At 63.1% G+C, this 23,184-nt stretch carries 10 protein-coding genes and 1 tRNA gene; 3 read left to right on the plus strand and 8 right to left on the minus strand.

Translation table 11 applies throughout. The annotated features are described in order from the left end of the window. Positions 1–56: 56 nt before the first annotated feature. The 4 genes from AB8E48_RS03455 to AB8E48_RS03470 all read right to left on the minus strand — a co-directional run bounded on the left by AB8E48_RS03455 (position 57) and on the right by AB8E48_RS03470 (position 6,951). Positions 57–1,292, minus strand: a complete 1,236-nt coding sequence (locus AB8E48_RS03455; RefSeq protein WP_005505322.1) for an IS256 family transposase — start codon at positions 1,290–1,292, stop codon at positions 57–59. A gap of 648 nt (positions 1,293–1,940) precedes the next feature. Next, a tRNA-Met gene (locus AB8E48_RS03460) sits at positions 1,941–2,017 on the minus strand. Between the two features lie 347 nt (positions 2,018–2,364). Continuing rightward, positions 2,365–5,511 (minus strand): UPF0182 family membrane protein, encoded by a 3,147-nt coding sequence (locus AB8E48_RS03465; RefSeq protein WP_368885777.1) that lies wholly within the window; start codon positions 5,509–5,511, stop codon positions 2,365–2,367. Positions 5,512–5,727: 216 nt separating this feature from the next. Further along, positions 5,728–6,951: a PDZ domain-containing protein gene (locus tag AB8E48_RS03470; protein ID WP_368885778.1), complete on the minus strand. Its 1,224-nt coding sequence runs from the start codon at positions 6,949–6,951 to the stop codon at positions 5,728–5,730. Between the two features lie 234 nt (positions 6,952–7,185). Between AB8E48_RS03470 and AB8E48_RS03475 the strand changes: the two genes are divergently transcribed. After that, the gene (locus AB8E48_RS03475; protein ID WP_368885779.1) at positions 7,186–8,646 is read left to right on the plus strand and encodes a zinc-dependent metalloprotease; all 1,461 of its coding nucleotides are present in this window, start codon (positions 7,186–7,188) and stop codon (positions 8,644–8,646) included. Between the two features lie 126 nt (positions 8,647–8,772). Here AB8E48_RS03475 and AB8E48_RS03480 read toward each other — a convergent pair whose 3' ends face one another. After that, positions 8,773–9,399, minus strand: a complete 627-nt coding sequence (locus tag AB8E48_RS03480) for a M48 family metallopeptidase (protein ID WP_368885780.1) — start codon at positions 9,397–9,399, stop codon at positions 8,773–8,775. After that, positions 9,383–11,317 (minus strand): ATP-dependent helicase, encoded by a 1,935-nt coding sequence (locus tag AB8E48_RS03485; RefSeq protein WP_368885781.1) that lies wholly within the window; start codon positions 11,315–11,317, stop codon positions 9,383–9,385. Before AB8E48_RS03485 ends, AB8E48_RS03480 begins: the two co-directional genes overlap by 17 nt. Positions 11,318–11,638: 321 nt before the next feature. On the opposite strand from AB8E48_RS03485, the gene AB8E48_RS03490 reads away from it, so the two are divergent. Further along, positions 11,639–12,640, plus strand: coding sequence for a phosphotransferase (locus tag AB8E48_RS03490; RefSeq protein WP_049358995.1), 1,002 nt, complete (start codon positions 11,639–11,641; stop codon positions 12,638–12,640). A gap of 994 nt (positions 12,641–13,634) precedes the next feature. Here the strand turns inward: AB8E48_RS03490 and AB8E48_RS03495 are convergent. After that, positions 13,635–18,377, minus strand: a complete 4,743-nt coding sequence (locus AB8E48_RS03495; RefSeq protein WP_368885782.1) for a UvrD-helicase domain-containing protein — start codon at positions 18,375–18,377, stop codon at positions 13,635–13,637. Between the two features lie 69 nt (positions 18,378–18,446). Then, positions 18,447–22,289: a PD-(D/E)XK nuclease family protein gene (locus tag AB8E48_RS03500; protein ID WP_368885783.1), complete on the minus strand. Its 3,843-nt coding sequence runs from the start codon at positions 22,287–22,289 to the stop codon at positions 18,447–18,449. A 128-nt stretch (positions 22,290–22,417) separates the two neighbouring features. On the opposite strand from AB8E48_RS03500, the gene AB8E48_RS03505 reads away from it, so the two are divergent. Next, entirely contained in the window at positions 22,418–23,113 is a 696-nt protein-coding gene (locus AB8E48_RS03505) for a 3'-5' exonuclease (RefSeq protein ID WP_049353292.1), read from the plus strand. Positions 23,114–23,184: the final 71 nt, after the last annotated feature.

Consider the following 23,184-nt stretch of genomic DNA (forward strand, 5'->3'; position numbering starts at 1 on the left):
TTGCTCAGGTCAAGTCCTGTGGAGTGGTGTAATCGTTTTGTGTCCTTCGGGTTGGGTTATGCGCTGAGTTGGAGTGGGGTGTCCTCCTGCCCGGTGGGTTGTGGTGTGAGTCGTGATTTGGTGAGGATGTCGAGGCTGAGGTAGCGTCGGCCTTCGGCCCATTCGTCGTTTTGTTCGGCGAGGACGGCTCCGACTAGGCGGATGATTGCTTGTCGGTTGGGGAAGATTCCCACGGTGTCGGTGCGGCGGCGGATTTCGCGGTTGAGGCGTTCGTTGGGGTTGTTGGACCAGATCTGGGTCCACACCCCGGTGGGGAAGGACGCGAACGCGAGGACGTCTGCCCTGGCTTGATCGAGGTGATCACACACGGCGGGGAGCTTGTCGTGGACGTAGTCCAAGAGCCGGTCGTATTGAGCGTTGACCGATGCCGCGTCGGGCTGGTCATACACCGAGTGCAGCATCGCTTTGACAGCGGGCCATAGTGCTTTGGGGGTGACGGACATGAGATTAGCGGCGTAGTGGGTACGGCATCGTTGCCAGGTGGCTCCGGGTAGGTTGGCGGCGATGGCCTCAACCAGGCCCAGATGGGCATCACTGGTGACCAGGCGCACGCCGGTCAGGCCTCGGGCGACCAGGTCGGCGAAGAACTCCTTCCAGGCTGGAGCGGTCTCGCTGGTGGACACGCGCACCCCCAGCACTTCGCGGTGTCCGTCATTGTTGACTCCGGTGGCAACCAGAACCGCGCACGAGACGACGCGTCCTCCTTCGCGTACTTTCATGGTCAGTGCGTCAGCGGCGACGAAGGTGAAAGGCCCGGCATCGTGGAGGGGCCGGTTGCGGAACTGGTCCACGTGTTCGTCGAGGTCTGTTGCCATCCGTGAGACCTGGGACTTGGACAGTCCTGTGATCCCCAGGGTTTTGACGAGCTTGTCCATACGGCGCGTGGATACTCCTGCCAGGTAGCAGTCAGCGACCACTGTGATCAACGCGGTTTCACAGCGTTTGCGCCGTTGCAGTAACCATTCTGGGAAGTAGGTGCCTGAGCGCAGCTTGGGGATCGCCACGTCGATGGTGCCGACCCTGGTGTCCAGGGGCCGGTAGCGATACCCGTTGCGCCTGGTGTGACGCTGCGGATCTTGTTGACCCCACTGGGCCCCGCACACCGCATCAGCGTCCGCTGATAGCAACGCGTTAATGACGTGCTGGAGCAAGGAACGCATCAAATCTGGGGATGCCTGGGACAACGCCTCGCCAAGCATGCCAGCAGGGTCGATAATATGAGGAGCGGTCATCGTTGTGCCTCCAAATCATTTCGAGTCAGAAGTAGAAGAGCTTTCTCGAAGGATCACACGGTGACCGCACCCATCACAAGCAACGGGCCGATCACCACACGGTTACACCACTATGCGGGACGCTACTCTTTCACCGCTTAGTTACCGCCTGTTTGAGGCTAAGCGGTATATCGAAAACGTTGGTATATCAGTCAAAACATGGTGTGTTGCCGCCTCTACCGCCTAATTTCTAAAAAGTGTACACGCGAGTGTTCATCTTCCTACATATGCGTGTGTATATATAAAAGTTTTCGGTTTTAGGCGGTGAAGGCGGTAAAGGGTTGGGATTCGGTTGCGATACGAGGGAAAATGCTATACCGCTTTTGCATTTTCAGGCGGTAAACAGCCGGTATCAACGCCGATTAGGCGGTGAAAATCCTCCTCTGCAACCTCCCTCCCACGAGATCATGCACGAGCGAAGATAGTCATACGCCCCGAAGGGGCGTTGGATGATAGTCCTCGATGTTGGGTGATAGTCCCCCCTCCCCCCACCTCGACGACGGGCCTGAGTTTGGCTGAAAGGTAGGGAATAACATAGGGATTCGGTCTCGTCAGGGCAAAACAAAACCCGGTATCTCAGCGACTTTTCGTTGAGATACCGGGTTTTTCTGGTTGCGGGGACAGGATTTGAACCTGCGACCTCCGGGTTATGAGCCCGGCGAGCTACCGAACTGCTCCACCCCGCGGCGACTCATACAACTATACAGACCCCAAACCGGGCATGCAAGCCAAAAACGCGATTTGTAACCAAGCACACAAAAATAGGGGCTGTTGGGTAGAAAGCAGTTGGGTAGAAAGCAGTTGGGTAGGAATAGGGGCTACGGGGCAGTGCCAGGGGTAGAACATACAGGAACGGGGTGGAAGTGAATCACTTCCACCCCGTTCCCGCAGAGATGTTCCCGCAGAGACCGCTAGAGCTAGTCGGTAGGAGCCGTATCCAGTGCAGGCCCCGGATCTAGAGCGAGGACGCTAGACCCGTGAGCATCCGGTATGGGCTACTCCCCCGCTGTCTCTTAGGCTTAGCCTCTTAGTCTTAGCGAGAAGCCGAGGCGCTGGCGCTGGGCTTCGCGCTTGCGGGGGCGCTTGCAGAAGCCGCGGCACTGGGAGCTGCAGAGGCGCTCGGAGCCGCAGAGGCACTGGGCGCTGCCGAAGCCTTAGCGGAAGCCGCGCTCTGCGCCTCCTCAGCCTCCAGAGCCTTCTTCACGGCTGATTCCAGACGCTTCTGAGCCTCACCGTAGGCAGCCCAGTCGCCCTTCTTCATTGCCGCATCAGCATCGGTCATCGCCTTCGAGGCATCCGTCAGAGCCTGCTTCAGCTCCGAAGACTGCGAAGCCGACGAACCGCCGGTCGAAGCGCCCGAAGTACCAGAGGAACCGGAGGCAGAAGCCGAGGGGCTAGCCGCCGCCGAACCGTCCAGCTTCGCGCCCGAAGAGCCACCAAACACCTGGTTCAGCGCCTCCTCCAGAGTCGGAGCGAAACCGACCTTATCGCCGAAGCTCACCAGCACACGCTGCAGACGCGGGTACTTAGCGTCACCGCTCGACTGCACGTACACCGGCTGAACGTACAGCATGCCGCCGCCCACCGGCAGAGTCAGCATATTGCCGTTAATAACCTCAGAGGAACCGCGGCGCAGCAGGTTCAGCTGGTTCGACACCTCAGCATCAGAGTTGAAAATATTCTGAGCCTGACCGGGTCCGGGAACCACCGATGAACGCGGCAACTCCAGCAGACGCAGCTTGCCGTAATCGGCGCTACGCTCGCCATCCTTACCGGTACCGGCATCACCGTTAGCGGCAAGGAAGCCGTACATCACGTTACGAGAGTTCGAATCGCTCTGCTGAGGAATGAACGTGGTCGTCAACGAGAAGTGCGCACGAGAATCGCCGGGCATCTGCAGGGACAGGTAGTAGGGCGAAATCGGCTGGTTACGATCATTGGTCGGGTCGTTCGGAATCGACCAGACATCGTCACCGGCGTAGAAGCTATTCGCGTTCGTCACGTGGTACTTATTCAGCATGGTGCGCTGAATATTGAACATGTCAGTCGGGTAACGCACGTGGCTCATCAGCGACGCGTTCATCTCGCGGTAGCTCTTCACCGTGCCAGGGAAAACACCCTGCCACGCCTTCAGCACCGGATCCTCCTCATCCCATGCGTACAGGGTTACCGAACCGTCGTACGCGTCCACGGTAGCCTTCACCGAGTTACGGATGTAATTCACCGAGTTAGAACGCTGAGCACCCGCAGCGGTTGCCGCATCCTGGGAGCTACCCTGCGCGTAGGGGAACTGGTCGCTCGTGGTGTAAGCATCCACAATCCACTGCACGCGGTTATTCACAATCGCCGGGTACGGCTTAGAATCCACGCTCAGGTACGGCGCCACCTTACGCACACGATCCAGCGGGTTACGTTCGTACAGAATCTGCGAACCCTCACGCACCGCATCCGACAGCAGAATGTCAGAGGACTGGAACTTGATCGCGTAGGACAGGCGAGCCAGCAGCGAATCAACACGGGGACCACCGTAACCGGCGAAGGTGTACTTCGCATCGGAGGCTTTGGTCTCATCAGCAGAGAGCGGACGGTCCAGCTCCAGGGTGTCGCCCTTACCGCCCACAATCGAATACTCCGGCGAGCTCATGCCGAAGTAAATACGCGGCTCGTAATCCTCGCTCAGGGTACCGGTCGCCTTAATGCCGGACTGCAAGAACTTCGGGTTACCCGCAGAATCAACCTGGTTACCATACGCGGCAATCACACCGTAACCGTGGGTGTACACCACGTGGCGGTTATACCAAGAATCGCCGCTCGTCTGCGCCGGGTTCAGCTCACGCGCAGCAAGCACCGTATCCTGCGTGGTGTTACCCACCGCATAGCGGTCCACCGACAGCTGCGAATCAAAACGGTAGTACGGGCGGAACTGCTGCATCTGCGCAAACGCCGAGGACACAACATTCGGATCCAACAGACGAATATTCGCAATGGTCGCGCTCGAAGAGCTCAACGCACCCGCACGAGTATCAATCGTCGCGTCATACGGGGTGGTCTCAATCTTGTCCAGACCGTACGCGTAACGGGTCGCATCAATATTGCGCTGAATGAACTTCGACTGAGCACCCTGCTCATTCGGAACCACCTGGAAACGCTGAACAATCCACGGGTACAGACCGCCAGCAACCAGAGCAACAACCACCAGCATCGCGGTGCTAATCAGCGGCAGACGCCAACGATTCATCGACGCCGCCACCACAAACATGACAGCCACCAGCAGAGCAGAAATCGCCAAAATAGCGTTCACCGGGATCGACGAGTTCACGTCCGTGTACATTGCGCCAGCCCAGCGGCCCACCTGCTGCTGAGTCGACGAATAGCGGTCCAGCCAGAAGCTCACCGCACGAGTCAGCAAGAACGCAGCTGCCACAATCGCAGCGTGACGACGGAACGCCGCAGTAGTGCTCACACCGCCCGGCTGCACCTTAATGCCGCCGTAGAAGTAGTGCATAAACAGGCCTGCGAGCGCCGACAGCACCACAGCGGAGGTCACCAGGGTCACCACCATGCGGAAGAACGGCAACGCAAACAGGAAGAAACCGTAATCCAGACCGAACTCCGGGTCCGTCTTACCGAAGGACTGCTGGTTGAAGAACAGTGCAACCGTGCTCCACTGAGTCATCGTCGCCGAAGCAATGAACAGGCCCAACAGCAGCGGAACCGCAATCAGCAGAACCTTACGCGCCTTATCCACGCTCTCGTGGTAGCGGCGCATGCTCTCCTCAGCACGCTGCTGACCAAACACGTCACGCAGCATCTGCTCGGCAGCATCCGTGCCGCTGGTCGGCACGCTCTGATTCGGGTTCGGTGCCTCCTGCGGCTTCTTCTCAGACGCGGGCGCCACATCAGCATGACGGACCGCATAGGACATCGAAGCCCACAGCGGCACAGAAACCACCAGGGCAGCCACCACAAACACGGCGGCCTTCAACAAAATCTGGGTAGTGAACACGGTGCTATAACCCAGCTGATCAAACCACAGCCAGTCCGTGTACACCTGAGACGCACCCACAAAAGCGGCAATGAGCACCGCCACCACAGCAATCGTCACCCGCAAGGGGCTACGACGCTTAGGCGTGGACTTCTTCGGCTTGGGATGCGCGGTGTTATTGGTCGACTCAGACACAATTCCTCGCTCATCATACGTTCAGAGAAAATAACTGCCTTTAAGTATCTCAGAGGTGAAGCAGAAGGGCAGAATGAGGCGTAAGCCGGGTGAAATATATAGGGGCGCCGCAGCTGATGAGGACAGAGAATAGGGCGCAGAACAGCCCCGGTATCGTAAAGTACCGGGGCTGTTCTGACGTTATAGGGGTTGTGGTTGTGCTGCTAGGAGCCGCGATTAGGAACCGCAGCGGGGCAGGGAATCATCCGGGGTGCCGGACTTAATCGCCTCTACGGTCTTTACCGCCTCATCCAGGGTTGAGACAGGGACTACCACCATCTGACCCTTAACCTGACCAGCGTGATAATAGTTGAACAGGTCGGGGTCCTGCGCCTGCATCTTCACAATCGAATCGCAGTTCTCCTTCGGCGCCAAGAAGTAACGCGCACCGTAACGGCCCGTCGCCAGGATCTTGTACTTAATGCCGCCAATCGCGCCAACCTTACCGTTCGCATCGATCGTGCCGGTACCCGAAATGTAGCTGCGGTACGGGTCGCCTCCGGCGTCCTCATCGGCGAGCAGAGTACCCTCACTCAGCTTATCGACCGTGCCCAGCGCTAGCATCAGACCGGCGCTCGGACCGCCCACACCGTCCAGGTTGTACTGCACGTGTGCCGGCAGGTCGTAGCTCTGCTTCAGGCCAGCACCCAGAATCCAGCGGCTATTGTCGCTCGAACGAACCGGGGTCAGCTTAAACGTCTGCTGCTTACCGTCACGCTCCACAGTCACGTCAATCGGCGAACCGTTCGAGGCGTTCACCGCCTTCGGGACATCGGTGAGGGTCTCAATCTGCTTCTCCCCCACCTTCACGATGCGATCGTCACCCTTCAGCACGCTCGCCGCAGGGGAACCCTCCACCGTGGTCAGCACCTGAACCTTCTCAGTCACGGGCATCTTCAACTGACGCATCGCCGCGACCTTCGCCTGAGTCTGCGAATCAGCCATCTGCGCACCGGTCGTAGCCGTCGCCTGCTCATGGCTCACATGCGGGTACAGGGCGTCGGTCGGCACCACGAGGCTACGGTTACCGTCAAACGCCAACCAGCCGTAGAACGCCTCCGCGCCCGACAGCTCAGTGTAGGGACCACCCGAAACCGACACCGTGGTCATGTTCATCTTGCCGAAGGTCTTATAGCTGGGCGCGCCAGAAACCTCAATGACGTCCTTCTCCTGATAGGTTCCGAGCACGTCAAAGAGCGGGCCGGGGCCCTCCTTCACATAGGAACTGGGCAGAACAAAAGCACCAGCCAGCAGGGCGCACGTCGCCACAGCACTGACAGAACGCAGGTTCAGGCGGCGCGGCGCAAAACGCGAACGGCGCTTAGCCGTCTTCTCGGTACTCTTCACGCTCGCGGAGGCGGCGTTCGGCTGCTGCTCAGCATCGGGGGTGGGCTTAGTCATGGTTTCTACAGTACCGGATAAACCGGCTTTTCAGCACGCGGGCGGGCATCTTCAGCCGGATGACGGGCAGACAAACCGGGGCGCAATAGACAAGGGCGTCAGAGACAAGCTTGTGTGCCCTCAGCTGATTAAGCCGCCTCCACAGCGGTGGCGCGGGAAATTCTCAGCAAAAATCGGTAGGCTGGACAGCGAGCGGGCCAGCTACGCCCACCCCCGGATTACGAAAGGCTTCACATGTCTGAGAACCCCACCGGCGGCGCCTCCAACGAGCGCGACCCCCTCGAAGAATTCCTCAAGAAGATGCAGGAGCAGGGCTTCGACCCCTCCGCAGGGGCAACCGGCCAGGGCGGCAAGGGCGCCTCCAACGCGCAGAACCCCTTCGGCGCGCTCTTTGGTGAAGGCGGCCAGAACCCCTTCGGCATCAGCATCGACCCCGAAGACCTCAAGAACATGGGCATGGGCTTTGACCCCGCCATGATGCAGAGCATGTTTGCGCAGGTGCAGGCAATGTTCTCCGGCGCGGGCGCATCCGACAGCCCCAGCGGCGTGAACTGGGATAGCGTAAAGAACCAGACCCGCCAGATGCTCGCAGCCAAGGGTGAAGACCCCTCCGTACCCGAAAACCTCAAGCGCGCTGTAGAAGACGCAGCGAACCTCGCTGACCTCTGGCTGGACGCCGTCACCACCGTTGAACGCCACAACCTGCCGGTGCAGGCATGGTCCAAGGCCGAGTGGGTTGAGCACTCCTTCGACTCCTGGCGCGAAATGGTTGAGCCCGTCGCCGCCGAGGTCACCCAGTCCATGGTCATGCCGGGCCCCACGGACGAACTGCCCGAAGAAATCGCCTCGATCTTCAACAGCGGCTTCCTGAACAATATTGGTTCCGTGATTTTTGGTGCGCAGATGGCTCAGGCGCTCGCACAGCTTGCCGGTGAGGTGTACTCCTCCACCGACGTTGGATTCCCCCTCGCACCCGGTTCCTCCGCGCTGCTGCCCAACGGCTACCAGCAGCTCGCCGAAAGCATCGAGGTGCCCCCGCAGGAAGTTCTGCTCTACCTCGCCGTGCGCGAGTCCGCGCTGATTCGCCTGCACAAGGCAAACCCCTGGCTGCGCGAAGACCTGGTCCAGCTCGTGGCACGCTACGCCCGCGGCATTCGCGTGGACATGAACCGCATGCAGGACGCCGCATCCCAGGTGGACATGAGCAACCCCGACGCCGTACAGGAAGCCTTCGAAGGCGGCATGTTCAGCCCCCAGCGCACCGAAGACCAGGAGCTGGCAGTGCAGCGCCTCGAGGGTCTGCTTGCCCTCATCGAAGGTTGGGTCTCCGTCGTCACCGAGGATGCGACCCGCAACCTGCCCAAGGCACCGCAGCTGACCGAAATCATGGCGCGCCGCCGCATCGACGGCGGCCCCAGCGAACAGGTCTTCGAGAACCTGGTCGGACTGGAACTGCGCCCGCGCCTGGTGCGCGAGGCACAGCAGTTCTGGCGCTGGTACGAAAACTCCCACGGCATTGAGGCGCGCGACGGCCTCTGGGACACCCCGGAGACCCTGCCCACCCCCGCCGAGCTGGAAGACTTCACCGCATACGATGCGCGCATGAACGAAATCAGCCTGGACGACGTGGACTTCGAATCGGAGCTGCAGAAGCTGCTGGACGGCGGCTTCGGCGACGCGCCCGAAGAAAAGTAAAGCGGTGAAAAGTAACGCCCCGAAATAGTAACGCGGCGAAAAGTAAATAGCTGACGCCCCGAGCGGGGGTGGCTTGTGAATGTACAAGCCACCCCCGCTCGAGTGTTTTGGCTAGTTGATAGGTTTTTAGCCGGCGCTGTTCTGCTCGCCCCGTTCACCCTCGGCACGCGAGCGCCCCAGCGCGTACCCCTCCAGGTAGGCTTGCGCCCGCAACAGCTGCGGGTAGCGCGCCTCCAGGGCACGGAACGCCGCCGAATGGTTCGGCTGTAGCAGGTGGCAGAGCTCGTGGTGAATCACCGAATCCAGCACGTACTCCGGTACGCCCTGCAACTCCGAGGAGATGCGGATCTGCGTGTTCGCGTAGGTTGCCGAGCCCCAGCGCTGACGCTGGTTGCTCACCCATCGAATCGACAGCTTCTCCAACCTGCCCGAGGCTACCAGCTCCGGCAGGTGCGTCTGCGCCAGGTGCAGGGCACGAGAGCGCAGGTACTCGTCCGTGACCGTCAGCTGCGTGGCACGCTCACGGCGGGCGGCACGACGCTGAATGCGCGGCAGCAGGCGGGCAATATGCTCGTCAATCTCCTCGCTCGTGCTCGCGGCGGGAATGAGCAGGCGGTAGGCGGGGTTGCCGTGCTCGTCCACGCCGTCGCGCTGCATGCTGATGGTGCGGGTGCGGCGCGCCGAACGGACCAGCTCAATCTGCGGGCGGTCCTCGGTGGCGGGCAGGATTTCACGCTTAAAACGCTGAGCCATAGTCTCCTCTTCCCTTCGACGAACGGCGAGCCTGTGTTGCACGGGGCTGAGCCGAACGAGCCTGGCCGTACGAGGAGCCGGCGCTCTCAGCCCTGCGGCGGCGTTTCGCCGGATCAATATCGTCCAGGAAACGCGAGCGCTTACGCTGGCCTCTGCCGCCCACGGTGCGGGTCATGGTCCAGGTCAGCCACAGGTACTTGCGGGCGCGCGTAATACCCACGTACAGCAGGCGGCGCTCCTCATCCACCTCGTCCGGGGTGGTCGCGAACGTAATCGGCATGAGGCCCTCGTTCAGTCCGCACAGGAATACGGCGTCCCATTCCAGGCCCTTTGCCGCGTGCAGGGATGCGAGGGTTACGCCGTTGACCTGCGGTGCGTCGTTGAATTCGCTGCGGTGGTTCAGGGTTGCCACAACCTCGTGCATGGTCAGCGGCAGCGGCTCGGGAACGCCCGGGCGCGGGTTGGCGCGGTGCTCCTTCATCTGTTCCTGGCGGTTCTGCGCCATCATGTCGACCATGTGCACGAGGGCCGCGAGGGATTCCCACTTCTGGCGGGTGGCGCCTCCCGAAAGGGGGCCCTCTTCCTTGTAGCCGAGGCCGCCGAGCACGTCGCGGGTGTAGCGGGTGACGTCCTCGGTGCCGTCGGTGGACTTGGCCGAGCCGCGCAGGGCAAGCATCGCCTGCTTGACCTCGGGGCGTTCAAAGAAACGCTCCGCGCCGCGCAACTGGTACGGAATGTGGGCGGCGGACAGTGCCGACTCAATCGCCGCCGACTGGGCGTTCGTGCGGAACAGCACCGCAATCTCCGAAGGGGGCACGCCGTCCTTCTCAATCAGGTCGCGGATATCCTCGGCAATGCCGGCGGCCTCCTGCTCGTCGTCCGCGTAGCCGAACCATTCCACGTCCACGCCGGGGCCACGCTGAGACATCAGCTCCAGCGGCGGCGCCCACGAATGCGGGCTCGAATCCGGGTGCGGGCGACGCGCCGCCAACAGACGGTTCGCCAACTCCACCACCTGCGAGTGGGAGCGGTAGTCGCGGGTCAGCTTCACCGTGTGCGCGCCACGGTACCGGCGCGGAAAATCCAGTAGGTAACGGCTGGTCGCGCCGGTGAAAGAGTAAATCGTCTGGGAGGCATCGCCCACCACGCAAATATCGTCGCGGCCGCCCAGCCACACATCCAGCAGACGCTGCTGCAGCGGGGACACATCTTGGTACTCGTCCACCACAAAGTGGCGGTACTGGTTGCGGACGGTCGCCGCGAGCTTCTCGTCCTCCTCCAGCATGGCGATGGTCAACAGCAGCACGTCCTCAAAGTCGATGAGGTTACGCTCATCCTTCAAATCCTCGTACGCCTGGAAAATGCGCTGCATATTCTGCGGGGTAATCGCCGAGGGCAGCTGCTTCTCGCTCAGGCGCTGCATGATGGTGTCCGGGGTGAGCAGCTGAACCTTCGCCCACTCAATCAGCGACGCCAAATCACGCAGCAGGGAACGGTCCGTACTGATGCGCAGGCGGTTCGCCGCCTCCGTAATGAGCGTCGCCTTATTCTGCACGATGGACGGGAACGTACCGCCCACCACCTGCGGCCAGAAATACGCCAGCTGACGCAGCGCCGCCGAGTGGAAGGTACGCGCCTGCACGCCGTGGGCACCCAGCTGGTGCAGACGGGTGCGCATCTCCTCCGCCGCACGCAGGGTAAAGGTCAGGGCGAGCACGCGCGGGCCCTGGTAGCGGCCAATCGCAATACCGTAGGCAATGCGGTGCGTAATCGCGCGAGTCTTACCGGTACCCGCACCCGCCAGCACGCGCATGGGGCCGTCCAGCTCGGTAGCGACCGCGCGCTGATCCGGGTCAAGCCCGGCAAGAATATCGTCTGCGGAGATCATATGCTGAGGCTGCTGAGGTGTGGCGGTCATAATGCTCCATCAGTAAGGCGGGCGGTACGGGCAGGCGGCAGGCGCTCGCGCTGGACATATGGATATGCGGGCGCGTGAGGCGGTGATAGCCGGTCTTCCATTGTATTCTCCCAGACAGCACCGGGGCTTCTTAGCCGTCGCTTCTTTCATTCAGGGCGTGAGGCGCCGCCTATCTGGGCGCGTGCAGGTAGAAGTGCAGATAGAGGCGAGCGCAGAAGCGCAGGCGGAAGCGTTTGGGCTTGTCCGCAAGTATCTTCACCACTTGGCATAAAGATCGCAAAAACTACTAAACGGCACACATTGGTTTGGTAACCTTAACCCGTGACTTTATCTCCCCTTCAGCTAGCAGCCATTGTCTCCGCCGGAGTGCCCGGGATCTACCCCGTCGGCGCCGAACCGGTCCGCGAAGACAGCGACGACTTCGACTCGGCCATCATCGCCGACTCCACCGGTCGCCGCTGGCGAGTCTGCGCCCCGCGCCGCCCCGACGCCAGCATGCGCCTCGAAGCTGAACACCTCATCCTGCAGTCGTTCAGCCCCGGCCTGCGCGCCCGACTGCCCTTCGCCGTACCCACCGTCGCCGGCACCGTACCGTACGCGGGCGGCAACGTGTTCGTGTACACGCACATCCCCGGCACCATCTACGACGTAGACCAGCTGGCTGAGCTGAGCCGCCGCGAAGTTGCGGCGAACCGCCCCTCCCTGGCGTCCATCATCGCCAAGGACATTGCGACCCTGCACGTGATGCCCGAAGACATTATTTACGAGGCTGACCTGCCCTCCTACTCTTCGGAGCAGATTCGCCTGCGCAAGAACGCCGAGCTGGAGCGTGCCGCCGCAACCGGTAAGGTGCCCGCCGACCTGCTCGCTCACTGGCGTGCCGTGCTCTCCCCCGGCCCCATGTGGCAGTTCCGCCCGCGCGTGGTCCACGGCGACATGGGCGCCGAGAACCTCGTGTTGCACGTGACTCCTACGGAGGCGCGCATCGTGGAGGTCACCGGCTGGTCCGAGGTGCACGTGGGCGACCCCGCGCAGGACTTCGCCTGGCTGTACTCCTGCCAGGACATTGACTTCACTGACGAGGCGATTGAGGTGTACCGTCAGCAGATGCCTCAGCTGCCCGACGCCTATCTGGCGCAGCGTGCGAACTTCTACGCAGAGTTCGCAATTGCCCAGTGGCTCACCCACACCGTGGAGGTCGGCGACCGCGACGGCGCAACCCACGCCGTGTCCATGCTCCTGGACATTCAGGACGATCTTCGCGCCTCCGGCGAACTGCTCGGACAGGAGGAGGTCGGCCCGCTGGTCGGTCCCGCCGAGTAGCTATTAGGGTAAGTAGCCGCCAGGTTGCCACCCGCCACTCAGGTTTTCAATTTCAGCCCCGCAGTACTGCACTGCGGGGCTGAAACTGTATCTGCAGGGGTTAAATCATGCGTGGCGCCCAGCGAAATCAGTTCTACAGACTGTCTGCCAAAGTGGTGGAATGATGCTTATAAGGGCTAGTTGGAAGGGCTTTTGACGGCTTTTTATCAAAATTTCTTTAAGTGTTTTCCGGCACTTTTTGAGCACCGGTTTTGCATTTTTGTGCATGAATGACTCAGATTAAGGCTGAGACTTGAAGGTGAGACAATGGCGTCATTCACAATATTTCCGCAGTGCAAATACACCCTAAACCCACTTAACCCAACTTCAGCAATTAAGAATCCACACTGCCTCAACTTCACCTTGAACTATGCTCAAAATAGTGCATTTTAGGGTAAAAACTTTGCCCGTAGATTTTTTCAAAAACTCCTGGAATACTTTTGCTGTGCCGCGAGAAAACCAGCGGACACACTCCCCATAGCGCACTGACCAGCGCTGATATCGTGGCAGCGATAAATTGGGGAGACAGATTGGACGGGACCCTGACCGGTCATGTCAGACCCGAGCCGGATTCATGCACCGCGCAACCAATCACCGATGGCAGAAATCTATAGAGTTACTTTCGAGGTTGTGTTTGAGAGTAAAGACGCACGCAAACCCCACGGGGCGCCGGCGGCGCGAGTGAGGCCGCGAGAGCGGCAGTCGTTCGGCGCGGTTCTTTCCCGGAGCGTGCGAGGGCACGAAGTACCTCTATAGTTCTTCAGCGGCTGAGGACGCCTCATCACCCTAATGCAGTGGGGTGAAGAGGTGTCCTCTGCCGTTAACACGAAAAGTCCGCACAGAAAAGCAGCTCACGAGGCACAATGCCCACGTGAGCTGCTTTTCTGTATTCGGTTATTGGCTCAAGCTAACGCGCGAGCACATGTTGTCTAGCTCTACCGGTTAGCCCGGCTGTCTAGCCCTTACGCGCCTCACGAATCACCTTCGCCAGCTGCGCCTCCGTGGGCAGGCCACCGCGAATCTGGTGATCCCACACCTCCGCAACGCCCTTGCCGCCCAGGTACACGAACACGGTGCTGATGCGCTCCGGGTCCACACCCATGATGCGGGAGAATGCGATACGGTACAGGCCCAGCTGGAAACGCCGCGACTGCATCGAGGCTGCCTTCGGTCGAGAACCGCTCTTCCAATCCACCAGAACCCAGCGTTCGCCGTCCTCGTCCTCGGTGCGGAACACCGCGTCAATACGACCGCGCAGGCTTATGCCCTCAATGTGGGTTTCGACCGGGTACTCGACCGCCCAGATGCGTTCCTTCCACTCGTCGCTACCCCACTCGCTGTTGGCAAAGCGCTCCCAGAGACGCTGAACGGAGGCATCCAGCTCACTCTCGGATTCCTCGTAGGCATCCTCGAAGGTAAACTCGTCGGGGTCCTCCCCCAGCGCCTGTTCCTGCAGGTCGGCGGGGCCTGCAGACTCAGCGAGCGCACCTGATGCGGAGGCAGCGGAGCCCTGCAGGTCAACGCCCACCGTGTCCTCTGCCTCGGGTGCCTCCAGCGGGTCGGCGGTCGGAACCACACCGAAGTGCTCCTCAATCAGCGCGTGCACCGCCGTACCGATTGTCGCCGCGCGCGAGGGACGCTGAGGCACCGGGCGCATCAGCTGATGCACCGTGCCCTGCGGGTCCTCGCTCAGGCGAATGAACGTGGAGGCGGACAGGTGCCCCGGCAGCTGCTCGGGCAGCACCGGGTCTGTCTGACCCATCATGAGCAGTAGCAGGTCGGCTTCGCGTTCCCAGTCCACCGCCTGCTGGCGCAGGGGCTCGGGAATGGCAGACTCGCCGTGTGCAGCAGATGCGGTGGGTGCAGAGTGGTTTGACCCCTCCCCCGCTACCTCCGCGCCCCGGTGCGGGTCACCCTCACCGACGGCAAGCTCCACCGCCAGGGCGGCACGCTCCACCGCCTCACGACGGCTCGAGGAGTTAATCGCAATCTCACGTTGCAGGTTCTCGTGCTGGCCGCGGCGAAGCATCGCCTCCGTGCCCTGTGTCAGGGCATCATCAGACGCCCAACGCCAAATCACGGGGCGCTCCAGCGGGTCAAAAGGCCACATGGCGGTCAGCACCGCACCCAGGTTCGGGTTCCTGTCCTCGTAGTTCTTCTGGGCGAACTGGCCGCGCACCTCAATCGGCAGCGCCGCCGCCACCGTGGGCGAGAAACCGGGCTCGAGCGGCTGCGTTTCACGCCATTTCTCACGCTCGGTGGCCTCAACGATCCACTCGGGCACCGGCAGGTTCAGGCGGGAGCAATTCTCCGCCACCGTTCGGGCGCGGGTATGCGGAGCCGCCAGCTGCCAGTCCTGCGCGAGGGCGGGAGCCATCGCCTCCACCAGCGCCCAGGCGTAGCGTTGCACCTGCTCGACGTAGGTTGCCTGGGCGGCCGCGCGCGCCTCCACCTGCTCGGAGGTGAGCTCGTCGGCGTCGAGGGGGTAGCGTTCCAGCTCCTCCAGCAGTGCCGCCTCATCGGGTGCGAGCGGCAGGTTCGCGGGATCCACGACCGTGCCGTGTACCAGGGTGACCGGCTCGATCAGGCGGTACTTCGACTCAGCCAGCTGCTCAGCCCAGCGGCGCACATGGTTCAGATGCACCTTTTTGCGCTTGTCCGCGGGGTTCGGCATCGTGTAGGAAAGGCCCATGCCCACCAGCTGCGGTGCCGCCCAGGGCGCATCCATCGTCTCCGGGAGGCGCACAGAGGGCGCATCTAGACCTACGAGCGGGTTGAAGAGCATCTCCAGCAGCTCCTCCCAGAAGGGCTGCACCGGCTGGGGTGTTGCGGCGGTGCTCTTCCACCGGTAGGCGCTCATCGCCAGCAGGTTACGGGCACGGGTCATCGCCACGTACATGAGGCGGCGGTCCTCCATGCCGGTGTGCTCGGTGGCGTCATCCTTATGCTCGGCAAGGTAGTCTTCCAGATCCTTCGCCTTCTCAAAGGCGGTAATCTCCTCCGCCGTCTCCAGGAACGAGGGAAGGTACTCGCGGTCACCACGCAGCGGCCAGGGCAGAGCCGTATTAGCCGACATCTGCCACAGGTTCGGGGTCTGCCCGCCGGTCGCGCTACCGCACAGACCCGGCAGAAGCACATGATCCCACTCCAGGCCCTTCGCGGCGTGCATGGTCATCAGCTGCACCGCATTCGGGTCAGGCTCCACAGCGCCCAGCGCCAGGCCCTTCTCCTCATCGTCGGCACGCTCAAGCCACGCGAGGAAGCCCATCACGTAGCTCACGCCGCCCGAAGACAGCAGGAAGCGGCGCGCACCCGGGTCGCCTTCCTCCGCGCTCACGCCGTCAGAACCGGCGTAAATCATCGCGTTAATACGCGGCGCAGACACTCCGTATGCGGCGGCAACCTCGTGGAAAGCGTCCAGGTTCGCGCGCGAACCCAGCGGGTCGGTACCCGGGCGGACCGCCAGCTCAATATCAAGGAGCATGGTGCGCTCAATCTCGTACAGTAGCGTGCCCAAATCCTCGCTCAAACCGGCACGCAGCACGCGCATCTGCTCCGCAAAAGCACGCAGACGCTCCAGCGCCGCCGGCGAGAAACGGCGGCCACGGTACTGCTCACCGTAGAGGGGTTCGCCATCCGCGCCGTCCTGCGGCAGGTTCTCCACCGCCTCAATCAGGGAAGCGTAGCCGGAGGAATCCTCCACCGCACCCTTGAGGGTCTCGTCCAGGCGTTCCTGGGCGGCACGCAGGTGCTCTGCCTCCAAGCGGATGTCTTCGGCGTTGTCGGCGTCTTCAGCCTCTGCGAGCATGCGCAACGCCATCTGCTCACGCAGGGCACGCTCACGCTCACGCACCAGCGACTGCGCCCAATCACCCAGCGCCAACATATCCGCCGCACCCAGGCGCCACCGCGCACCCGTCAGCAGGCGCGCCAGGGCATCCGAACGGTTCGGATCAGCCAGCACACGCAACGCCGACACCAAATCCACAACCTCCGGCTGGGACAGCAAACCGCCCAGGCCTACCTGCTGCACCGGAATACCCAGACGCTCGCACTCCACACGAATCGGGTCCAACTGCCCGTGCACACGCGCCAACACCGCAATCTCGGGCATCTTCAAGCGCGGACGCACCGAACCGTCACCGGAACGATGCGCCGCGTAGGCACGCTCGTACTCGCGCACAGCCTGCGCGCGCATCGCCGCAATACGCTCGGCGATAGCCACAGCCTCCTCGCGGTCAGAGTCGTGGTACGTCAAATCCACGCGGCCCACCATACCCGCGGCAGCCTGCTCAAAGGCGGGCGAACCGGGCTCCCCCACCAGGGCGCAACGCGGGCGCAGGTCAGGCACCTGAGCGGCAGTAATATCGCCGTCGGCGGCACGCACCCACTCGGGAATCTCCTTCAGCTTCTCCGCCACGTGGTTTGCCGCGTTCAGCACCGAAATGTCGTTACGCCACGCGATGGACAAAAACAGCGGCTGGGCGTGCTCGGTCGGGAAATGACGGTAGAAGCTGAACATCTGACCGTCCGAAGCGCCACGGAAACCGTAAATCGACTGCTTCGGGTCGCCCACAGCCATCACCGGATGCGCCGGAATACCCGCCACCTCATCGGCACCGTAAATCGAGGAGAACAGGCTCATCTGCGCGTGCGAAGTGTCCTGGAATTCGTCCAGCAGAACCACCTTAAAGCGGGCGCGCTCACCCTCACGGATTGCCGGGTCAGCCTCCGCAATGCGGGCAGCAAAACGCATCAGGTCACCAAAATCCAACACCTGCATGCGCGCCTTCACGCGGGCGTAGCTCATCGCCATGCGCGCGTACACTCGGCGGTTACGCAGCAGACGCTGAACCTTCTGAATGTCCCTCTCGGTCTTCGTCGCACGGCGCGGATCGGGCACCGCCGAGTACGCCGCCAACTGCTCGGTGCAGAAGTCAATAACCTCCTGCGGCTCAACCAGGTGCTCCGCACACTCGTCAGAGAGCTGTAGCAGCTGGTTAATCATGGTCGCAGCAGACACCGGCACGTCGTCCTTGTCGAGGGGTAGCTCCCCCTCCCAGTACTGCACAATCTGCGCGGCAAGCTGCCACTTCTGCGCGTCGCCAAGCATCTGCGCGTCCTGCTCCACGCCCAGGCGCAGACCGTACTCCTTGACGAGGTTATTCGCGTAGGAGTGGTAGGTCAGCACGGTCGGGTCAGCGATGCCCTCGCGCAGCTCCTCGTCGGTCGGGGCGATGCGGCGGCTACGGCGCAGCGTATTCAGACCGGCGCGCATGCGGCTGCGCAGCTCGGTTGCCGCTTTGCGGGTGAAGGTCACGCCGAGCACCTCTTCAGGGCGCACAAAACCGTTGTCGACCAGCCAAATCACGCGGTCGACCATGGTCGCGGTCTTACCCGAACCGGCGCCCGCAATGACGAGGGTCGGGGCGGGGCCCGCCTCAATCATGCGGATCTGTTCGGGGGTGGGTTTCTTGCCGTCGGCGCCGTTGAGCATCTCGGCAATATCGAGGGCGCTACGGTAGCCAGCAGGCTTCAGGGCGGGGTTGTTCGCGGCGGCTTCTGCGGAGAAGAGCGCGCCGTTGGGCAGCTGCCAGCTATTGTGCTCGCACCACTGGGCGGGGGTGAGCATGCCGGCGCCGGGACCGGAGTTAGTAGCGCCGGGATTAGTAGCGCCGTATGCGCCAGAGTCAGTCATGATTCCTCTTCCTCATGGGTCATTCTCATGGGAGGTTCAGGGTGAGTGATATCGAAAGAACAGGGGGTGCTAGGGCTGAGTCACCTGACGGCCGCGCGTACAAATCGGGCAAATCTCCGGCAGGCGGCACCCATAGCCGCCCTCACGGTGACGAGCCTGCACCTGCGCGCCAGCAATCAGCTCCGCGGCGTGCTGCACCAGCTCAGCCGCCCAGGAATCGTGCTCCGTCAGGGCGGGCTGAACCTGCAGGCGAGTCTTGCTCTCGTCGTTCACGCCCGAGGCACCCAGCTGCACGAGCGCCGCGCCTCCGGAACGACCCGTGTAGCCGGTGTACTCCAGCTCCTGGGGGCGGGCATCCGGTAGCGGTTCGCCCGCCTCCAGGGCGGCGGCTTCGGCACGGTAGCGCTCCTCCAACTGCGCGCCCGCGCCCGCCTCCACCGCAATCTGGTAGGCGGCAAGCTGCGGATGGGTTTCCATGGTTTTGCCGTCTGGCTTGGACTTGCCGGTTTTCAGGTCAACAATGGCGTAGCGGCGGGTGCCGTCCTCAGCCGGGGCGGTACCCTCGAGGCGGTCCACGCGGCCGGTGAGCAGCGCATCCAGCTCGCCGACCTCACCGGCGGGGTCGAAGGGCACCGGCACACGCACCGCGAAGGAGCCTTCAACACCGAGGTTCTGCCAGCCCGCGTCGCCCATGTGCTGGCGGTAGTAGTAGCTCAGGCGCAGAATCATGCGCTTGGCGCGCTCGTAGAGGGCGTAGGATTCCCAGGGCACGCGCTCGCGGTATTCTTCGTCGGTTTCGTCGTCCTTGCGGGCGGGCACGCCGAGGGAGCTAATGCGCTCGTCGAGGGCGGTTTGGAGCTCTTCGAGGGTGCCGGTCGGGTACTCCTCGGCGATGGCGTGCACGAGCGTGCCGAGGGAACGGGACAGGTCGGTCTGCGCTTCGGCGCGGGCGGCGGAAACCAGCCAGTCCAGCGGGGAGTTGTGAATGGTTTCCAAGCGCGAGGGCGAGAGCGCAATGGTGCGGCGGGCCAGGTTTTCGGCAGGCTCTTCGCCGTAGTTTTCGTCCGGCTCGGCGTGGTCTGCGGGGCGGTCTGCCGGGCGGTGCGCAAAGAGTAGCTCCGTGCTAGACAGCGGCAGCAGACCCCACCACTCGTCGGGTGCGGCACCGGGTGCCTGCACATTCGCCAAGCGCGCCAGGGTGCGGGAGGCGGCATCAAGTCGGTACGCGGACGCCTCCGGGGTGAGGGCGTCCTCCTCCGGCGCGGTTACTGCCTGCGCGCCCTCCTGCTGTGCGTCTTCGGCACGCATCGCGTTTAGCGACTCCTCAACGAGGGTGCGGCGAAGCTCCGCCACCAGGGAACGCAGGGTCGCGGGGCGGCGCACGCGGGTAATCGGCACGTCCGTGGAGTCGCCGACCGCGTCGGTGGGCAGCACGAAGTCGAAGAACTCGCCGGGTGCCTCATCGTCGTTGCGCACGGCGGTGAGCACGAGGCGGGTGCTGGCTCGGGTGGCGGCGACGGCGAACATGCGTAGCTCGTCGTGGCGGGTGTCGCGCACGCGTTCGGGGTAGCTACGAATACGGGCAGGCGACACCTGTTCTTCCCCAGCTTGCTGCTGTGCACGCTGGCGGATGCGCGCATCGCACAGGTCCACGAGGTCGCCGGTAGCCAGCAGGGAGCCGCGCACGGTGGTGTTGGGCCAGGTTCCTTCCTGCAGGCCGCATACATATACGGTGCGCCAGGACTGCCCGGCGGCAAGCGCGGGGGTGAGAATTTCGACCGCGTCTTGGCGTACGCCGCGGGCGGCGAGGGTGTCCATGGGCAGGTCCTGCGCGTCGATGAAGTCGAGGAATTGTTCGGCACCGGCGCCGCGCATCTGCTCGTCGAAGCGGTCGGCGGCTTCGAAGAGACCGATCATGGCGTCGAGGTTGCGGTGGGCGGCATCGGCATCGGGGCCTGCGCCGCGCGACTGGGCGACCCAGGTTTTTTCGAGGCCGCTGGCTTCCCAGAGTGCCCAGAGCACTTCGGTGCTGGTGGATTCGGGGCGGGCGAGTGCTTTACGTCCGGCGGAGAGCACGGCTGCGATGCGGTGCACGGCGCGTCCTACGCCCTCTTCGGGGAGGGTCTCGGGGTGTAGCAGGGCGCCGAGGAGCAGGTCGTCGCTGGGTCGATGGCCGCCGCTTTGCAGTTCAATGGATCGCAGCTGCTGGCGGAGTCGTCGCACGTCCATGCTGGATGCGCCGCCGAGTCGGGAGGTGAGCAGGGTGATGGCGCTCTGCGCGCCGCCGAGGGGGTTGGCGCGGCTTTCTTCGGCGATGACGTCGTTGAGGCTTCGGCGCATGAGCTCTTCAGCTTCGGCGGCGCTGAGGGTCTCAAACCCGGCTCGCTCCCCCGCCTCTGCACCTTCTCCGGCGGGCATGTGCACGGCGGGGTTGAGTGCCTTCTCACCGCGCTTGCGGGCGTAGACGAGCAGGCTGAGCGCGTCGAGGAAGGGGCGCACGGCGGGCTCGTCACGCACCGGCACGAGCGCCGCGGAGGTGCGCGACGGAATGCCGTTCGAGGAGAGCACGCGGCGGATGCGCGCTACGTCCGCGCCGTTACGCACGATGATGGCGGACTCGCGGTAGGGGTGGTTACCGTAGATGCGTTCTTCGAGCAGCATTTGGGCGATGAGGTTCGCCTCATCCTGGGAGCTGGCGAGCGCATACTTATACACGCCGGCGGGTGCGGTGCGGTAGTGTGCGGGGTCGAGGATTTTACCGTCGGCGCCCAGGTGTAGCAGGGGTTCGTCGGCGGCACCCCAGGTGAGGGCTTCGTCGGCGGGGGTGGTGTTGATGCGTCCGAAGGTTGCGGGCGCGCCGTTCTTGGTGTTTCCTGCTGCGCCTCCCTGCGCACCGCCATTCGCACCCTCCTGCTCTGCAGTAAGAGGCACGAATCGGGTGTAGCGGGGCAGGCGGCGGCGAATGTCCGCCATGAGCGGCATCATGAGCGCGGGCAGGCGGTATGAGGTGGTGAGCGTGCGGGTGCGCATGCTGGGGAAGCTTGCCTGCAGGGTGGTGACGAGGTCGGGGCGGGCGCCTCGGAAGCCCTGGACGACGGCTTCGTCGCTGTAGGTCATGACAACCTGGGGGCCTTCAGCGAAGAGGTCGGGGTGGGTTTCGGTGAGGTGCGCGGCGTCTGCGGGCGGCTCTTCTGCGGCGATGAGACGCAGTAGTCGGTAGATGGAGGGGCTGAGTTCCTGCACGTCGTCGATGAGGATGAGGTCGTAGCGGCGGCGTTCTTCGGCGAGGAATTCGGGGGCGCGCAACAGCAGCCGGCAGGCGTCGTTGATGAGTACTGCCGGGTCGTAGGCGTTTTTGGCGCGGAGGGCTCGCACGGCACGGTATTCGGTGTGTAGTTGGGCGAGGGCGTGCCAGGCGGGCTGGTTGTGTTCGGTGGCGAGGCGGTGTACGTCTTCGGCGGTGAGGTCGTATTCTGCCATGCGGTCGAAGAAGTCGCGGATTTCGTGGCGGAATCCGCGGGTGGGTAGGGCGTCGCGGAGGACGTCGGGCCAGGTGGGGCCGGGTACGATGCCTTGGGCGTGGTTGGCGAGTAGTTCGCCGATGATGACGTCTTGTTCGGGGCCGGAGAGGAGTTTGAGGTTGCCTTCTACGCCGCTGAGTAGCCCGCGGGTTTGGGCTCGTTTGAGCAGGTCGAAGGCGTATGCGGCCCAGGCGCGGGTGGGTGCTACGGAGAGGCTTCGGTCGCTGGATGCGGCGATGGTGTCTCGCATGCGGGTTGCGGCGGTGCGGGTGGGTGCGAGGATGAGTAGCCGGGCGGGGTCGTTTCCGTCGGCGAGGTAGCGCAGGGCGCGTTCGGTGAGGTGGTGGGTTTTACCGGTTCCGGGGATGCCGGTGAGAAGTTGGGTTGTCATGGTTTCAGTCTATCGGGTGGGCGGCGGGTTCACCTCCGCGGTTGGTCATTACTGCTCTTCGGCAGCTTATACGCTTCTGAGTGACGACCGGGCGCGCGCCTCCTTCTCCGCTGGGTTAGTCTTATAGCATGACCTGGATGAACGGCCTGCGCGCCACTTTTGACCTTGAAACCACCGGTGTGGACGTCACCACCGCCCGCATCGTGACTGCTTCCCTGATTCTGTTGGACCCTCAGGGTAATGTGGTGCGCCGTGGCGAGTGGCTGGCCGACCCCGGCGTTGAGATTCCTGCCGGTGCCGCCGCTGTGCACGGTATTACGACCGAGTACGCGCGTGAGCATGGTCGTCCCGCCCGTGAGGTCGTGTGGGAGCTTGCCGGCGCTATTGGTGCGCTCAACATTGATGGCGTGCCGATTATTGCGTTCAATGCCGCCTACGATTTTTCGGTGCTGCACCATGAGATGCTGCGCCACAATATTGCCAACGGCGAGCTACCGCCCGGCGTGGTGCTCGACCCGTACGTTCTGCACAAGCACGTGATTCCGCGTAAGCGCGGCAAGCGCACCCTTGAGGTTCTCGCCGCCGAGTACGGCGTCTCCCTGGAGAATGCGCACACCTCCGCCGATGACGCCCTGGCGGCGGAGCGTCTGCTGGTGAAGCTGACCGAGCAGTTCCCCGAGGTCCTCAACGTGGATGCGCGCCAGCTGCACGAGCAGCAGATTCAGTGGGCGGCGGAGCAGGCGGCGAGCTTCCAGGCGTGGTTGCGTACGCAGCCGGGTAAGGAATCCGAGGTTATTGACGGCCGCTGGCCGGTGCGTCGCTAACCCTGCTCTGCTAAATCTCTCCAGCTAAACCTGCGCCGCTAAACCTGATCCGCTAAACCTGCCCCGAATAT

Origin of the sequence: Rothia mucilaginosa, from assembly GCF_964211445.1 — a bacterium.
GTDB lineage: Bacteria > Actinomycetota > Actinomycetes > Actinomycetales > Micrococcaceae > Rothia > Rothia mucilaginosa_E.

Coding starts and splice junctions, on each gene's coding strand:
- AB8E48_RS03455 (WP_005505322.1), bottom strand. CDS start 1,292: ATGACCGCTCCTCATATTATCGACCCTGCTGGCATGCTTGGCGAGGCG.
- AB8E48_RS03500 (WP_368885783.1), bottom strand. CDS start 22,289: ATGACAACCCAACTTCTCACCGGCATCCCCGGAACCGGTAAAACCCAC.
- AB8E48_RS03475 (WP_368885779.1), top strand. CDS start 7,186: ATGTCTGAGAACCCCACCGGCGGCGCCTCCAACGAGCGCGACCCCCTC.
- AB8E48_RS03505 (WP_049353292.1), top strand. CDS start 22,418: ATGACCTGGATGAACGGCCTGCGCGCCACTTTTGACCTTGAAACCACC.
- AB8E48_RS03495 (WP_368885782.1), bottom strand. CDS start 18,377: ATGACTGACTCTGGCGCATACGGCGCTACTAATCCCGGCGCTACTAAC.
- AB8E48_RS03470 (WP_368885778.1), bottom strand. CDS start 6,951: ATGACTAAGCCCACCCCCGATGCTGAGCAGCAGCCGAACGCCGCCTCC.
- AB8E48_RS03485 (WP_368885781.1), bottom strand. CDS start 11,317: ATGACCGCCACACCTCAGCAGCCTCAGCATATGATCTCCGCAGACGAT.
- AB8E48_RS03480 (WP_368885780.1), bottom strand. CDS start 9,399: ATGGCTCAGCGTTTTAAGCGTGAAATCCTGCCCGCCACCGAGGACCGC.